Source organism: Candidatus Enterococcus leclercqii, assembly GCF_009933135.1.
GTDB classification, from domain to species: domain Bacteria; phylum Bacillota; class Bacilli; order Lactobacillales; family Enterococcaceae; genus Enterococcus_C; species Enterococcus_C leclercqii.
Genome location: NZ_MAEH01000017.1, coordinates 17599 through 34032, shown reverse-complemented (window position 1 = coordinate 34032; position 16434 = coordinate 17599). Strand labels below are relative to the sequence as shown.

Below are 16434 nucleotides of genomic sequence, written 5' to 3'. Positions count from 1 at the left end.
GAGCAAAATGGGAGAATCAGCGGTACATCGTGAGTTATGAAATGCATTCAAAATTGCAAAGTATCTCGCTGTACCGAATAGTGATGACGTTCGACTACAAACAGCTATAAGACCAAGACGACACCGGCATTGAAACGAAGGATTGCGGGTGATTGGGTTACTGAAGGTTTAGGTCTTCAAATAGAGTTTGTTTGTCGGTCAATAGGAAGGAAGCGTAAGTTGTGATGAGAAATGAATATCCCCGCCCGCAGTTTGTCAGAAAAGAATGGCAGAACTTAAACGGTGAATGGGCATTTGCCTTTGATGATGAAAATGTTGGGAGAACAGCAGGCTGGTTTAACGGTTCGGCAAGTTTGGATCAAAAAATCCAGGTGCCGTTTGTTTACCAGACAAAATTGAGTGGAATCGATAAGCAAGAGGTTCACGACATTGTCTGGTATGAAAAGAATTTTGACTGGTCGGCAAAAAGTGAACAGCGCTGTTTGCTGCATTTCGGCGCTGTCGATTATCAGGCGGAAATCTATGTAAACGGCAGCTTGGCGGGTAATCATGTGGGAGGACATACGTCATTCACATTGGATATCACTGAATTAGTCCAGCCTGCTGGCAACCGATTGACAGTTCGAGTAGAAGATTTCCACGATAGTGAAGAGATTCCTCGAGGCAAACAATTTTGGCGACCGGAATCTGCGGGGATTTGGTACACCAATACAACGGGGATTTGGCAGACTGTTTGGTTGGAAGCTGTGGCTGAGACCTATATTGATTCGGTGAAGTTCACGCCGGATGTAGATCATGGATTAGTAGAAGCAGCTGTGAAATTGAATCGATTTACCCTAGGACAACGGCTAAAATATACAATTTCCTTCAAAGGCCAACAGTTGGCTGAGGATATTTTGAAGGTGACTTCACGAGATTTGTTACGAAAAATCGATTTGTACAATAATACGATCTTCCGCAGTAATTTTCATGATGATGGTTGGACGTGGTCGCCGCAAAATCCTAACTTATTCGATGTGGAATTGACCTTGTTAGAAGACGAAGATGTTGTATTAGATGAAGTATCTAGCTACTTTGGGATGCGCAAGATTCACACTGAAAAAGGCATGGTCTTTTTGAACAACCATCCGTTTTATCAAAAATTGGTGCTGGATCAAGGGTATTGGCCAGAAGGATTGTTGACGGCGCCGACGGATGAAGACTTCAAGAAAGACATCCAACTAGCCAAAGACATGGGTTTCAATGGTTGCCGTAAGCATCAAAAAGTAGAAGATCCACGCTTTTTGTATTGGGCGGATCAGATGGGCTTCATCGTATGGGGAGAATGTGCTTCTGCCATTTCTTATACTAACGAAGCGGTGACTAATCTGACTAAAGAGTGGTTTGAAATTTTGGAACGAGATTACAACCATCCTTGTATCGTGACTTGGGTGCCGCTAAATGAAAGCTGGGGAATCCCGGAAGTGCATCATGACAGACAACAACAAAGCTTTTCGCAAGGTATCTATCATATACTTCACGCACTGGATCGTACTCGACTCGTGATTTCAAATGATGGCTGGGAAATGACTGAGACAGATATCTGTGCTATCCACAATTATTCTCATGGGCAAAAGAATGAAGTCAGAAAGTATCAGCACTTCAAAGACAGCTTGGCCGACGTGGAAGGGCTAGTGCATATGCCACCAGGTAAGTGGGCGACTTTTGCCGAGGGATATGAGTATAAAGGGCAACCGCTTTTGTTAACAGAATTTGGTGGCATTGGTTATAAAGTTGGCGGTCAAGCGGGCTGGGGCTATACCACAGCTGAAAATGATGAGCAATATTTGGAAGATTATGCTCGGATCATGACGGCAATCTTTGATTCAAAAGCTTTATGGGGATATTGCTATACGCAGCTGACGGATGTAGAACAAGAAATCAACGGTATTTTGACGTATGATCGTCAGCCAAAAGTAGACCTGGCAAAAATTAAAGAAATCAATGACAGCTATTTCCCAGAGCGGATCAATCTGCGGGGACAATGGTAATAAAAGAGTAAACAGATGCAGCTGGCAATGAGCACTTGATTTATAGTTGCTCCCAGAAGAAGGAGAAAACGCATGACAACTGAAAGAAAACTTCATCCCCGACCACAGTTTATCCGGGAAAATTGGCATTCTTTGGAAGGACAGTGGGATTTTAAATTTGATGATGAAAATGAGGGAGTGGCTAAGCAGTGGTGCCAAGGGTTTGAAAAAGACTATGACATCACCGTTCCCTTCACTTATGAAACAAAAATGAGTGGTATCCATCAAGAAGAACATCATCCAGTAGTGTGGTACCAACGGGGGTTTGAAGCTGCTCATGACGGTCAGATGCTGACCTTGTATTTTGAAGGAGTGGATTATGAAACGACCGTTTGGGTGAATGGCAGCGTAGCCGGGACCCACCGTGGCGCTTCCGAACGTTTCTCCTTTGATATTTCTTCGCTAGTCAAAGCTGGAGCAAATCAGATTGTACTACGAGCAGAAGATTCTATGGACTGTGAACAGCCTCGGGGTAAACAGCGATGGAAGCAGGATAATTTCGGCTGCTGGTATGTGCAGAATACCGGTATCTGGAAAACGGTTTGGCTCGAGGAGCGAAAAACGGCGGTAGCTTTGGAACTGGTGAAAATTACGCCGGATTTGGATGCCGATCAAGTTGTTTTTCAACCTGAAATCAATGCGCCAGCAGGGTTTTCTGAGGATTTGGTATTTGAAGCGGTAGTGACATTTGCAGGTGAAGCTGTCAGCGAAGTACGTAGTGGATTGCGCCAAAAAATGCAAAAATTTGTGTTGGAAACTCGCCTGCAAGAAGACCCATGTTGGGGAACCAAGGTCTGGAATCCCCAAGAACCTAATTTGTATGATGTCGTTTTCCGGCTGTATAACGGGGCTGGTGATTTGCTGGATGAAGTGAACAGCTATTTCGGTATGCGGAAGATTCACATTCAAGATGGGCAGATTTTGTTGAACAACACGACGTTGTACCAGCGATTAATTTTGGATCAAGGGTACTGGCCAGAGTCTTCTATCACGCCGCCATCAGTAGCTGCGCTGGAATTGGATATCCAGAGAATCAAAGAGCTGGGCTACAACGGGCTGCGGAAACATCAAAAATTAGAAGATGAACGCTTTTTGTATTTGTGTGATGCAATGGGGATGTTGGTATGGAGCGAAATGCCCTCCACGTATGCTTTCAATGATATTGCCGTGGCAAACTTTATCCCTGAGTGGCAAGCAATCGTCAAACAGTATTACAACCACCCGAGCATCATCACTTGGGTGCCATTCAACGAGTCTTGGGGGATTAAGGATATTGCTCACGACAAAGAACAACAGGCTTTCACTGAGACTGTCTACTATTTGACGAAAGCCTACGATTCAAATCGGCCAGTAATCACAAATGATGGCTGGGTTCACACGATTTCCGATATTTTGACCTTACATGATTATGAAGAATACGGAGAAGCCTTTGCAGCCCGTTATGCTGATAAAGAGGCAATCGTTAATAATGGTATCCAGTTCAATAAAGACTTTTATGCTTTTGCTGATGGCTACGGCTATCGTGGTCAACCAGTGATTATTTCCGAATTTGGCGGAATCGCCTTTTCTACTTCAAAGAAAGACGAATGGGGCTACGGTCACCAAGTGCGCACAGATGAGGAATTCATGGATCGCTTCGATAAAATCCATCAAGCAATTCAAGATTTGCCGTATGTTGTTGGCTATTGCTACACTCAATTGACTGATGTAGAACAAGAGGTCAATGGTTTGTTAGATGTGGACCGCCAACCTAAATTAGCAGTCCCTCCTATTGCTGCTGTCAATGAACGTCGCCTAAAATAATCCGACAGTTCAGCAGGGAGACTGATATATCAAGAGAACCAGTGGCCTGTGCCGCTGGTTCTCTTTGAAAAGGAGAGAGTGGATGAAGCAGTTTCACAAAAAATGGTGGGTATGGGCAATTTGCGTGGTGGGAGTCAGCGCATTAGCTGTTCTGATTGGCATCCAATTTTTGCCTCAAAAATACCACAGTAATTTTCAAGATGAAAAAAATTGGACGGCGTATTCCGGCAGTCAAGCTGCCAAGATGAACACAGTAGAAGGAGGACTGAAAATGGCATCAGGTATGGGAAATAAGTGGATCAATGACAAACAAGAAACAACCGATTTTGAAGGGTCGGTGACGGTGACCTTTGAGGATTGGTCAACGGGCAGAGAAGAAAAATCGCCAGATGCTGGATTGCTTTTTCGAGTAGCTGAAGCTGAATTAAAAGAAAGTGACGATGTCGTGTCCGGCTATTATTTTGGTATCGATCCTTTCAAACAACAAGTCTTTTTGAAGCGAGGAGACACTACCAATGGTGAATGGGTTGAAATTGCTACAAAACGTCTGAAAATCGAGCCAGATACTGATTACCGCCTGACAGTCAAAGCAAGTGGCAATCATATTTTGGGCTATGTAAATGAAACTGCTGACAGCTGGCCGGTGATTGACATTGTAGATGAAGATTTTATGAGTGGTAAAGTCGGCGTTCAGAATCAAGGATTGACGACGAGCTTTTCTAATTTTTCCGTAGCTGATTACCAGGCCCCAACGATTGAAGGGAAGACTTATCTCAATGCTGTTTTGGAAGAGGCTGCTGATCCAGATATTCTCTATTGGGAAGGGACTTATTATCTGTACCCTACAACTCCTGGTCGTAACATCGGGGGTATTAAAGTCTATACTTCAAAGGATTTAGTCAACTGGGAAGATGCTGGTATGGCGATGACAGCTGGTCCTGACAACTGGGGCGACAATGGTTTCTGGGCACCGGATCTCATCGAAAAAGACGGACGTTTTTATATGTATTACACGGCAAATGAGCATCTATGTGTCAGTGTAGCGGAAAATCCGTTAGGGCCATTCAAACAAGAAAAATTCGGCCCGATGCATGAGGATACCCAAGAAATCGATGCCCATGCCTTCAAAGATGACGATGGACAGTATTACCTTTATTTTGTCAGATTTGACAACGGCAACCATATTTGGGGCGCAAAGTTAAATGAAGATATGGAGACTATTGATGAAAGCTCAGTAGTGAAAGTCTTGTCACCCTCTCAGCCGTGGGAGATGGACATGGGTAACATCAACGAAGGGCCGTATATGTTGAAGCACGAAGGAAAGTATTATCTAACGTATTCCGGCTCCCATTTTGAAAGCCCATTGTATGGTGCTGGCTATGCTGTAGCTGACTCGCCTCTGGGACCTTTTGAAAAGTATGAGGAAAATCCTATCATGCAGTCTAATTCTTTGGCTCACGGCACCGGTCATCACGCCGTCGCAGAATCTCCGGACGGCAAAGAGCTGTTTATGATCTATCATCGCCACCAAACTTTGTACAACACAGATCCTCGAGAATTTGCTATTGATCGGATGCGCTTCACCAAGAACGATCAGGGGGAGACAGTATTAGAAGTCTATGGCCCAACTGTGACACCCCAGCCTTATCCATCAGGCGTACAATAACAGTAAAAAAACCGCTGAGCATACACCATCTTAAACGCAAGCTGAGAAAGCCAGCTTTTGGAGATGAGTGTGTACCAGCGATTTTTTTATTGCTGCATAGCAACTCAATATTTCGGTATAATCCAGCCGGTGACTCGGTCTAATGCGATGGCGACTCCGCGGCTGACAATCGGTCGGCTCAAAAGCCAGAGGATGGTCACTGAACCGGCCAATAACCAGAAGAATTGTAGTGCTGGTAGGCCCCACCAGCTGCCCCCGGGTGGATTCATTGCGCCAATTCGATCGCCGATATCCACCAGTGGTGCCACCAAATAGACGTGAAGTAAATAAATGGCTAAGGTGTTTTGGCCCCAAATAGTGTAAAAACGGTGGCGGTTTTTTGCCAGCGTGATGAAGACGAAGATAAAGGCAAAGCTCAGCGCATACAGGTAAATGTCTGCCAATAGGTTTTGCCACAGGGGAATACCGATCAGATCATAAGCGCGATCCCCCCACAAAATTTCCGGTGGCAGATCAGCAGCTAACCACAAGCTGGCTGTTAACAGACCCACTGCGGCAATTAACAGACTCAGCAGGCGACGATAAGGGAAGCGGCGGATGCGAGCGATATGTTCTGGTCGACAGAAGTACCCAGCCAAAAAGAAAGGTAAAAAGCCCAACGTGCGCGCCATTGCCATGTAGGTACCGAATTCGGTCAAAAAACCAGAGAAGATGGCAACGACAAAACTAGCAATCAAGATGTGGCGTACTTTGACTAAATCTGGTAGTAAAAGGCGCCAGATAAACATGCAATAGAGATACCAAAGCGTCCACCCGGGATTTAGAATCAGGATTTCGTCGATTTTTCCTAGCGCCAACATAATCAAACTCAATAACAGGTTCAACAGCAGATATGGCAGCAAAAAATTACGAACAGCTGTCTCACGACCGCGCTGCAGGTTCTTGGAAAAATAGCCGGAAATAAAGATAAAGACCGGCATATGGAAGAAATAGATAAAGACATAAATAAATTCTGCTACATGATCCGTCAGACGAAAATATTCCAACGCATGACCGAAAATCACCAGAAAGATCAAGACGGCGCGGATATTATCGAAGGAATGGTCCCGGGGATTGGTTTGCGTCGTTGGATTTATTGCGAGTGACTCTGCTGTGGAAGACTTACTTGTAGCAGCCTTTGGGATAGCTTGCGGCGAGGACTGAGGTGTGGAAGGCTCAGTCTCTGCAGTGACACTCGGGACAACTGTCGACGATGGCTGCAACGGTGACAGTCTTCTGGCAGTTTCTTGTGAGTTGTCGACGACCTGTCCCCGTCTGGCTTCAGAGGTCTCTTGTTGTCGTCGAAGTCGGCGTTCTTCTTCTCGTTGTTGGATCCATTCCCGCAGATTTTGGTGTTCTCGCACCGGGGGTTCCAAGACGTCTAATGGAATCGCCGGGTCATCGAATTCATTGATGAAAGGAGCGCTATGAGGTATAGAATCTGTCGTAGTTGTCGGAGAATCAGCGGTCTCTGGGGTTGCAAGTGGTGCTGTTGCTTCTTTGCTTTCAGGTGTCGTATTAGGCTCACTAGCTTTCGCTGAGGAATCCTCGGTGGTGGCAATAAGCGGATTACTGGAAGCCGTCGTTTCAGCCGCTGTTACTTTTTCAGTAAGTCTGGCGGTTTGGGTTGCAGCGGCAGTTTCACTTTTTTCGGTGATGGCTGCTGCTTTTTTGTCCGCAGCAGGGATAGCCCTCTGTGGAGCCTCATCGGTAACAGATGGCATTGATTGTGCATCCTCTGCGGGGGAAGTTGTTTTTTTATAGGGAGCGGTAGGTTCTGAAATAATAGACACCTCCTGTAAGAATAAGGTATGCTTAAAAAAACTGTGTCATCTGTCAGTCGAACGGTTCTGTCAAATACAACAAGGCAGTAGGGAAGCGTGCCTGCCTATTTTGGCAAAAAATGACAAGTTTTGTCTCTATGATAGCATGTTTTTTGCAGGTGAGATACACGGCTATTAAGCCATTCGTGAAAAAGGCCGCGATCATCGCTTGTTATCGAAGAAACTGTTCCGGCAGAGATTTGGAGGAGCCCATGAGATTCTCAGCGAAATTCGTCAAACAAGTATTTAAAGTCATCAATATGAAAAAATTGGTAGGCAAAAATATGGTCACTCCGCCGCGCCGCTTGGAATGGAATGCCCAACAGCTGAAGCGCACAGAACTGGCGCAGCGTTCTGAAGATATTGCCGGGTCTGAATTGATTACGCTGTTTCCAGATCACCCTACCAATCGCCATGTTTTTTATCTGCATGGGGGTGGCTATGCGTTGGAAGCTTCGCCATTTCACAAGGAGATTCAGGAGTATTTTGTGAAGACATACGGCTTGAAGGTGAGTGCCTTTGACTATCCGCTGGCTCCGGAGCATACCGCCCAGGTAACGTTGGAACGCACGCTGGCGGCTTATTTACGATTGGCATTTTTGTATCCTGATGATCACTTTTATTTATTTGGCGATTCAGCGGGGGGAGGGCTGGCATTGAGTTTAGCCCAACATTTGCAGGAGAAAAGAGCTGCGGCCAACTCTGAAACAGCGGCTACTGCTGGGCAAAAAGCAACACAATCAACTGACCAACGCTACGAGCAGTTGCCAGTGTCAGTGCCGGAAAAACTGGCGTTGATTTCTCCTTGGCTGGATCTGACCCTGAGTGATCCGCGAATTTCTGCTATCGAGGACAAAGATGTCTTGTTACAACGAGATTTGTTGGCTGAAGCGGCTCGTAATTATGCCGGCGGGCTGCCGCTGGAGGATCCACGAGTTTCACCGCTAAAAGGACCATTGGAAAATCTGGGACAGCTCTTAGTAATTAGTGGCACTGACGATATTTTGAATCCCGATGTTTTGCGACTGCAAGAACGAATCAACGCTTTGGGATCACAAGAAAGTTCAGGTACTTGTCTGCATTTAGAGATTGCACCGGACATGATGCACGATTTTGTAGTTTATCCTTTGAAGGAAGCAACGCCGTATTTGGCACTGATCGGACGATTTTATGTAGATGAGCTGGCAGCGGGTGAATAGCAACCAATAAATAATGATCAATAAAAAACGACTCTCACCGAAGCAGCGCTTGAGTGTGGCTGGATAGCCAACAAAGAGCTTGCCGGCTGAGAGAGCCGTTTTTTGTTTTTTTTTTAAACCAGTTATTCCGCAGCTTTGATTTCACAGCTGTCACTAGTGGCTTCTCCGAGGGTTTCTGAAAGTGATTCAGGAGATTCAGAGTTGGTTGGCAGCTTTCCCATCAGTTCTTTAAAATTAAAGAAGAAATTCAATGTGATGGAGGTCAATGCCCCAGCTAGAATGCCGGAGCCGAAGATGTTTTGCACGAGTTCTGGAAAGTTGGCATAAAAGTTCGGATACACAGAAGGCAACATTGCAACGCCGAGGCTCAGTCCGATAATCAGCATATTTTGATTGCCGCTGAATTCGACACCTTTGAGCATATTGACAGCACTGCCGATGATGACGCCAAAAATCGCAAAGCCCAGGCCTCCCAATACAGGTTGGGGGATCACAGAGATTAAGGCAGAAAATTTTGGGATAAAACCGGCAATTAATAACATTGCGCCAGCACAAGCGGTAGCGTAGCGGCTTTTTTCTTTAGAGAGGTCTAGTATGCCCAAATTTTGCACAAAGGCCGTGGGTTGAACAGCATTAAAGCCTCCGGAAAAGAACGTAGCAATCCCCAGCGTTTTCAGGGTACGGCCAAACTGTTTTTCATCCAGCTCTTTTTCGACGATATTGTGGATACCCATCGAAGTTCCCGAGACTTCAACCATTCCTAAAATCATCACGATTAAGTAACTCGGTAGCATATTGAGATCTAATCGGGGCAAGCCGTAGTGTCCCGGCAGGTTTAAATCAAACCAAGGAGCCGCAGCGACAGGTGTCATATCCACCATTCCCATCAAAGCGGCGACGACAGTTCCCACCAGCAGTGCAATTAAGATGGATAAGTTTCCGAGAAAGCCTTTTAAGTACTTGCTTAAAAAAATGTGGAATAAAAAGATTCCTAAAGCTAGAAAGAAGGGCTTTAGTTCGATTGACTGAGTTAAGTCATAAGCTCGATCCCCCATCATCCAATGAAAGGTGTTGGGCAAAAGGGCGACCCCTAATACCATTAAGTTTGTTCCAACTACAATTGGTGGGAAAAAGCGACGGAGCTTTACCCAAAAGCCTGACAGCAAAAAGCAGAACAGTCCGGCTACCATCGTACAACCAGCCACTGCTGCAAAGCCTGCCTGAATATTGTCGGCGCCTAATAAGGTGCTGGTGACGACTGGGATTACAGCGAAGTTCGCCCCAAGAGCCATGGGAATCAGCGGACTGGTGCGGGGAATGATATTCAAGGCAGCCAATAGCGAGCTGACTCCGGAACAGAAAATAACAGCGCTTACAAAAAAACGTGTTTGACTGGGATCCAAGCCGGCACTGGCAGAAATAATCAAAGGCACGGGAATAGCTGCCAAAATAGCGATAACCGTATGTTGGAAACCCAGTGGTAGTAGTTGGGATAAAGGTAACTTGCGATTGGTACCTTCAGTAGATACCTCCGAGTTAGGTGAGTGTAGCGAGTGGTCTTGAACAGGTCTTTCATCCATAAGTGGAAAAGTCTCCTTTCTTCTCAAAGCAGCCGGGCTTGTGGAATCTGCGAGCAGCCGCTTGATTGTTGAAAAGCCGTGAAGCTTCCTAGTTGGTAGTCATCTTCACGGCTTGAATGTATAGCACTAGTGATAGCAGGTTTTTCAGTTTTTGTCGGTGTTGTTCTGGCGTCGTTTGGCAGTGTTTTCCACGGCGTCAACAATTTTTTGATAGCCAGTGCAGCGGCACATGTTACCGGAAAGGCCTCGCCGAATTTCTTCACGAGTGGGATTTGGAATATCATCTAGCAATTGCTTGCTGGAAACAATCATGCCAGGAATGCAAAAGCCACATTGAACTGCGCCGGCGTCAATGTATTCTTCTTGAATATCACTCAAGGTGCCGTCAGGAGCGGTTACTCCTTCAATCGTAGTGACTGTTTTGCCGTCTGCCCAAGTAGCCAAGTAAAGACAGCTGTCGATGGTTCGTCCATCAATAATCACGGAGCAGGCACCACATTCGCCGACACCACAACCTTCTTTGGTTCCCATCAAGCCGAATACTTCTCGCAAGACTTCCAACAGACTTTTGCGAATATCAATGGTACAAAAAACCGCTTCGTCATTTAAGGTAAAGCGAATAGTTTGAGTCGGGATTTCGGTAACAATCCCGTTTTGCTTCAATTGACTCATCCTTGTTCCTCCTTTTTCGTAGCGGAAACTTTCAGCGCTTCGACGATATTGCGCCCTGGCAGGATGGAGACTAGGTAGTCCCGATATTCTTTGGAAGCTCGCCAGGAATCGCGGGTATTGGTATCTTCTAGACATTTGGCACCGATAGCTTTCAGGTTCTCATCGGTGATTGTTAAGCCACGGGCAAAGGCCTCGGCTGTATACATGCGGATTGGTGTGGGTGCAGCGACCCCAAAACAGATGCGCAGATCTTCAATAATCCCGTCTGTTTGTTTTACCAAGGTGGAACAGCTGAGATTGGCAATATCCAGCGCTTGTCGTTGGGCAAATTTGGTGTAATGGCCGGTATAGCCTTCATAGTCCTGGCGGGAGATTTTGATCTTCACTAGGATTTCTCCTGGGGACAGGTCCACCCAACCGGCACCTTTATAAAAATCAGCAATAGGTACATTCTTGATGCCGGCACTGGAATGGACTTCTAAGACGGCATTGTAGGCAAAGAGCGTGGGGGCGCTGTCAGCAGAGGTGGCACCATTACAGACATTGCCGCCAATCGTTCCGACATTACGAGTTTGTGGACCTCCTACTAATGCGACAGCTTCTCCTAACAAATGAAGGTGTGCTTTAATCAACGGATGGTGCTCAATTTCGCTAAAGGTGTTCATGGCACCAATCACCAAAGTCCCGTCGTCTTCCAAATAAATGTCGTGAAGCTCCGGGATACGGGTGATGCCAATCAAATCGCAGCCAACATAGCCGGACTTCATTTCACGCGCTTTTACCATGACATCCGTTCCGCCAGCAACTAAGCGGGCCGTGGGTTTTTCACCAGTAATGGTAAAAACATCAGCTAAGGTTGCGGCTTCGTGATAGCCGGTGATATCATACATACTCTTTTCTTCCTTTCTATATATGAAAGTGGGGTAGAAAGGCAAGGCTTCAAATCGTCCTCACCTAAAACCCTTCTACCTGAAATTTTTCTAGAACTAATCTTCAATAACGCCGGCTTTTTTCATTGCCTCAAAAACTGCCTGTGTAGCTAACGGAATTTGATTAATGGCTACCCCTGTCGCATTTTTTACCGCATTGCGGATAGCCGGAGCAGGTGAACACAGCGGATTTTCACCGAGGGATTTATTTCCGTACGGCCCTAATGGATCCACAGATTCCACAAATTCATGGTCAAAGTCCGGCAAATCCATCATGGTTGGGATTTTGTAATCCAATAGGTTATTGTTCAATGGCTTGCCGGCAGCGCTGTAACGCAAGCCTTCGCTTAAACCGAAAGCCACTCCCATCGCCATGCCACCTTCCACTTGACCACCTGCTAAAAGAGGATTGATAATCTTACCGGAGTCATGGACATTCATACAGCTCAGTAAAGTTACTCGGCCAGTTTGGACATCGACTTCTACTTCAGCGAAGGTACAGCCGGTAGCGTAGGAGTTGTGGTGAATGTTCACGGAAGATTCTGCCACGATGGCACGACCGTGTTGCATATCATAAAATGAAGCTAGGGCAAAGTCTGCTAAAGACACGATTACTTGGCTATTGTGGGCATAAACAATCTGATTGTTTTCGATATCCATGTACTCGGGGCGGATGTCATACATTTCTGAAGCGCGGGTCAAGATCTGATTTTTCATCTTTTCGGCGCATTCTCGGACCGCAAAACCAGTGATATAGCTTTGACGAGAGGCGTAAGCACCAGTGTCAAAAGGATCGATATCGGTGTCGGTCATAGCATCTCGGATAATTTTGTCATAGCTGACTCCCAATGTTTCAGCAGCCATCTGACTAAAGGTAGTGTCTGAGCCTTGCCCAATTTCAGTGGCTCCCAGCATGAGTTTAAAGGAACCGTCTTGAATCAAAATCAAGCGGGCACCGGAGACCTCCAGACCAAAAGGATAGGTTCCAGAACCGTAAGAAAAGCTGGCAACACCGACACCACGACGTTTAGCGCCGTTTTTGTACTGTAGGCTTTCTTGAAGCTTACGGTCATAGTCAAAGGCAACACGGCCTTTCTGTAAACAGTCGTTGACCTTGAAATTAAACTGCTGGATTTTGCTTAAAGGATTTAAATAACCCTCCGGACGACCGTTTTTGATACGAAATTCGATGGGGTCCATCCCGATTTTTTCTGCACAATCGTCGATTACTGATTCTAAGGCATACATGACTTGCGGGATACCATAACCTCGCATGGCACCAGCTGCGGCGATGTTGGTGTAAATTGTTTTCGCCGCGTAACGGAGGTTTTCGGTAGTATACAGGGAATTGATAAAAGTGCCCCCCTTACCGCCAATCGCATGGCCGTGGGAAGCATAGCCTCCTTGGTTACTCAACACACCGAAATCGATGGCAGTGATGGTTCCGTCACTTTTTAAGCCGATAGCGATATCGTAGTCAATGGCGTGGCGTGTACGGGTATTGGCCAAAGATTCTTCCCGAGTCAAGTTGATTTTCACTGGCCGGCCGCCACAGAGCATACTGAGAGCAACTGTCAGAGGCTCGATCGTTACGTCTTGCTTGTTACCAAAGCCGCCGCCGATAAATGGTTTTTTTACGCGGATTTGAGACCAGGGAATCCCTAAAGCTTGCCCGATAATCCGCCGACAGATATGGGGAATCTGCGTTGAACTGATACAGACCCAGCGCTGATCGTCATTGCGGAAGGCTACCGCAACTTGTTTTTCCATATGGGCATGCTGCTGGATTCCAGTGGAAAATTGCTCTTTCACTACGAAATCAGCTGCCGCTAACCCCGCTTCTACATCGCCGAAACCGACATTGGTATTGGCAATGACGTTGTCTCGCTCTTCGTGGATCCGGCGGGCATCTGGCGCCATTGCTTCTTGCGGTGTTAAGTAGACAGGATATTCTTCGTAGGTTACTTTGATTTTAGCCAGCGCTTTTTCTGCTGCCAACTCGGTTTTAGCCACCACGGCAGCAATCTCTTCCCCGTAGACTCGTACATTGCGATTAAGCATCAAGCGGTCCTCGATATCCCGCTTGGCTTCTAACATGGCATAAGGATGACCAGCTGTCGCATATTGATTTTGGGGGAGGTCTTCTGGCAAGACAATCTTGATGACATCAGGCATTTGCGCAGCTTCTGTTATGTCATAAGTCACCACTCGCCCGTGAGCAATGGTGGAGCGCAAAATCTTGGCGTGAAGACAGTTCAGGATTGGGAAGTCATCGGTGAAGTTGGCCTTGCCTTTGACCTTGGCCGCGGCATCCCAGCGGCGTTCTTTTTCCCCGACAGTAGCGTTTTTCATGGTAGTTCTCCTTTCTAATCACGAAACATTGAATAAAATTTTAAAATAAAAATGAAAATTATTTAGTTGATAGCTTAAAAAAACACGCGCGCAACCTCACGCGATTTTGCAAACGTTTTATTTACATAGAGATTCTAGCATTGTCAAAAATAGAATACAATCTGCTTTAAAATTTAATAACGAGAGAATATTAATTTCGAGAATGCACAATGTTTTGGCAATGCCTGGACCTTGTGCTTACAATAATAGAAAACTGATCTAGACCGAATTAAACATTTAAAATAACGATGAGAAGAGTTCTCAATGTTCGTGTTTTTCTTTTTTGTATTTTGCGAATGCTTTTGTATTAGTAATTAGAATTTGTTTAGCATCCGCTATTTTTTTGAAAATATAACGGTTTAAAAAATATGGTGGAGTAAGTCGAAGCAGGCTTATGGCAACTAATAAAGTTCTCCCGGCAATTCCTGCTTAGGGTCGTGGTATACTTGAAAAAAGCTTTTTAGCAGATAACAGGCCCTTAGTGGTGCGCTGTTTATCCGCTGCGAAAGGAGGCAGTATGCAACTAGAAAAACTTTACCCCGGTGATTTTTTGCAGCTGGATCCGATATTTGAGAGCGGCCGTTTGATCCTGCCGTTTTATGGCAGTCATTCCCGTGGCAAAGAGCAGTTCTTAGCCGCAGTAAAAGCCGGAACCGCTTATCAGACAGAAGCATACGGCTATCGTTTTTATCTAACAGTAAATGAAGAGGTGCGCCACTGTCTGACAGTCACGAATCTGTTGGTGGCTCCCATTGATGACGCTCTTTTGCGACTGGGAACTAATGGACAGTGGGAGCTGACTTGGCGGCGATTACTTGAAGTGTTGGAAACGACGGCCCGCAGTCGCTTTGTGGCAAAGTTGGTCTTGGCTTTTACCACGACCGCCAGCAATCAGGAGTGGTTGACCGCACAAGGCTATCAAGCAGCTGCGGAGGGCTTTGAAAAGTCCCTGACGTATCGCACTGGTCTAGTCTTAGGGGGCGGTGGTGCTCGAGGCGCCTATCAAATCGGTGTTTGGGAGGCATTACAGGAATTGCAGATTCCGCTGCAAGTAGTGACTGGTGCTTCTGTTGGGGCGCTGAATGGTGGTTTAATCTTGGTGGGGGATGTGGCGGCTGCCAAAGAACTGTGGCTAGCTATCAGTACAGATCAGGTTTTGCAGTTTCCCCGCGCCGCCTCTGACAATCACAGTCTAACGCGGCTTTTACAGCAGGTCCAATCGCTGACAATTACCGCGCTTAGAGAAAATGGTGCCAGTACAGAACCTTTGGAACAGCTGATTTATGACGCTTTAGATGAGAAGAAAATGCAGGCCAGTCCAGCAGAACTCTATGTCTGCACCACCCATCTACCGGATTTTACGGAGAAAGTGGTTCACTTTGATAAAAACGACTGTGCCGGCAATCTGCAGTGGTTAATTGCTTCTGCTTCTTTTTATCCCGCGATGAAAGCCAAAGAAATCTCTGGCAATTATTACATTGACGGCGGCTATCGCAACAATTTACCGGTGGACGTGGCCTTGGCACAAGAAGTCAGTGAGTTGATTGTAGTGGACGTTAATGGTCCCGGATTTATTAAACGAACCCCAATCCCTGAAACCGTGGCGACGGTGCCCTTTGATTCTCCTTGGACCTTAGGAAGTTTTCTAGTCTTCGATCGGGAGCGTTCTCGAATCAATTACCAGCTGGGCTATCTGGAAACCATGAAGCATTTTGGACGCGGCAAGGGCTACTGGTACACCTTTAGTGAGGAAGAAGAAGCTGCGTTGAACAAAGTTTGGCGCCGGTTCTGCCGCCGATTGCAGCAAACCGATGATCCCCTCTGGCAACTCATCAAAGGGCGACCATTTTGGAGTCGTTTGAATAAAGCCTACCAAAGCAAGGTTGTGTTCGAAACAGCGGGTTCTGCTTTAGCGGAGTTGTGTGGTGGGCTATTGAATGTCCCACCAGAAAAATGCTATGAAGCGGCTGAATTTCTGCCGGTTCTAAAAAAGGCCTGCAATGCGCAGGCAGAGCCGATTGAAGGCGTTTTGTCAGTAGCAGAATGGCTGCGTCAATATCGGGAACGACTGCTGGCAATTTCTGACACTCGTCAACTGCTGTATTGGCAGCGAAGTTTTACAGCCAAAACCCCTATCACGGCAGCATTGAGGCAACTGCTTGAGTTGACGCCTGTTACGGCAGTGGCCGGTGCATTTTTGGCAGAATTGCTTGCCACATCCACAAAAAGCGATGAGGTAACGCATAGTTAATTAAGACAGAGC

At 46.3% G+C, this 16434-nt stretch carries 10 protein-coding genes; 5 read left to right on the top strand and 5 right to left on the bottom strand.

The annotated features are described in order from the left end of the window. Positions 1–221: 221 nt before the first annotated feature. The 3 genes from BAU14_RS11430 to BAU14_RS11420 all read left to right on the top strand — a co-directional run bounded on the left by BAU14_RS11430 (position 222) and on the right by BAU14_RS11420 (position 5538). Positions 222–2030 carry a glycoside hydrolase family 2 protein gene (locus BAU14_RS11430; protein ID WP_161900248.1) on the top strand — a complete coding sequence of 603 codons (1809 nt, stop codon included), beginning with the start codon at positions 222–224 and terminating at the stop codon, positions 2028–2030. Between the two features lie 72 nt (positions 2031–2102). Next, entirely contained in the window at positions 2103–3872 is a 1770-nt protein-coding gene (locus tag BAU14_RS11425) for a glycoside hydrolase family 2 protein (protein WP_161900247.1), read from the top strand. Positions 3873–3954: 82 nt separating this feature from the next. After that, a complete protein-coding gene (locus BAU14_RS11420) occupies positions 3955–5538 on the top strand; it encodes a family 43 glycosylhydrolase (protein WP_161900246.1) in 1584 nt (527 codons plus the stop codon). A gap of 104 nt (positions 5539–5642) precedes the next feature. Here the strand turns inward: BAU14_RS11420 and BAU14_RS11415 are convergent, their stop codons facing one another. Further along, positions 5643–7301 (bottom strand): acyltransferase family protein, encoded by a 1659-nt coding sequence (locus BAU14_RS11415; protein WP_161900245.1) that lies wholly within the window; start codon positions 7299–7301, stop codon positions 5643–5645. Between the two features lie 311 nt (positions 7302–7612). Here BAU14_RS11415 and BAU14_RS11410 point away from each other — a divergent pair, with 311 nt between their 5' ends. After that, entirely contained in the window at positions 7613–8599 is a 987-nt protein-coding gene (locus BAU14_RS11410; protein ID WP_161900244.1) for an alpha/beta hydrolase fold domain-containing protein, read from the top strand. A 122-nt stretch (positions 8600–8721) separates the two neighbouring features. Here BAU14_RS11410 and BAU14_RS11405 read toward each other — a convergent pair whose 3' ends face one another. The 4 genes from BAU14_RS11405 to xdhA all read right to left on the bottom strand — a co-directional run bounded on the left by BAU14_RS11405 (position 8722) and on the right by xdhA (position 14132). Beyond that, entirely contained in the window at positions 8722–10179 is a 1458-nt protein-coding gene (locus BAU14_RS11405) for a uracil-xanthine permease family protein (protein WP_161900243.1), read from the bottom strand. Between the two features lie 144 nt (positions 10180–10323). Continuing rightward, the gene (gene xdhC / locus BAU14_RS11400; RefSeq protein WP_161900242.1) at positions 10324–10851 is read right to left on the bottom strand and encodes a xanthine dehydrogenase subunit XdhC; all 528 of its coding nucleotides are present in this window, start codon (positions 10849–10851) and stop codon (positions 10324–10326) included. Then, complete coding sequence (gene xdhB, locus BAU14_RS11395) at positions 10848–11741, bottom strand: xanthine dehydrogenase subunit XdhB (RefSeq protein WP_161900241.1); 894 nt, start codon at positions 11739–11741, stop codon at positions 10848–10850. Before xdhB ends, xdhC begins: the two co-directional genes overlap by 4 nt. A 96-nt stretch (positions 11742–11837) precedes the next feature. Continuing rightward, entirely contained in the window at positions 11838–14132 is a 2295-nt protein-coding gene (gene xdhA / locus BAU14_RS11390) for a xanthine dehydrogenase subunit XdhA (protein WP_161900240.1), read from the bottom strand. A 556-nt stretch (positions 14133–14688) separates the two neighbouring features. Between xdhA and BAU14_RS11385 the strand changes: the two genes are divergently transcribed. Next, positions 14689–16422 carry a patatin-like phospholipase family protein gene (locus BAU14_RS11385; protein WP_161900239.1) on the top strand — a complete coding sequence of 578 codons (1734 nt, stop codon included), beginning with the start codon at positions 14689–14691 and terminating at the stop codon, positions 16420–16422. The last annotated feature ends 12 nt before the right edge of the window (positions 16423–16434 follow it).

Bases quoted from the DNA above. Each gene is read 5' to 3' on its own strand.
- BAU14_RS11405 (WP_161900243.1), bottom strand. From the start codon at position 10,179: ATGGATGAAAGACCTGTTCAAGACCACTCGCTACACTCACCTAACTCG.
- BAU14_RS11410 (WP_161900244.1), top strand. From the start codon at position 7,613: ATGAGATTCTCAGCGAAATTCGTCAAACAAGTATTTAAAGTCATCAAT.
- BAU14_RS11385 (WP_161900239.1), top strand. From the start codon at position 14,689: ATGCAACTAGAAAAACTTTACCCCGGTGATTTTTTGCAGCTGGATCCG.
- xdhC (WP_161900242.1), bottom strand. From the start codon at position 10,851: ATGAGTCAATTGAAGCAAAACGGGATTGTTACCGAAATCCCGACTCAA.
- BAU14_RS11415 (WP_161900245.1), bottom strand. From the start codon at position 7,301: ATGCCATCTGTTACCGATGAGGCTCCACAGAGGGCTATCCCTGCTGCG.
- xdhA (WP_161900240.1), bottom strand. From the start codon at position 14,132: ATGAAAAACGCTACTGTCGGGGAAAAAGAACGCCGCTGGGATGCCGCG.
- xdhB (WP_161900241.1), bottom strand. From the start codon at position 11,741: ATGTATGATATCACCGGCTATCACGAAGCCGCAACCTTAGCTGATGTT.
- BAU14_RS11420 (WP_161900246.1), top strand. From the start codon at position 3,955: ATGAAGCAGTTTCACAAAAAATGGTGGGTATGGGCAATTTGCGTGGTG.
- BAU14_RS11425 (WP_161900247.1), top strand. From the start codon at position 2,103: ATGACAACTGAAAGAAAACTTCATCCCCGACCACAGTTTATCCGGGAA.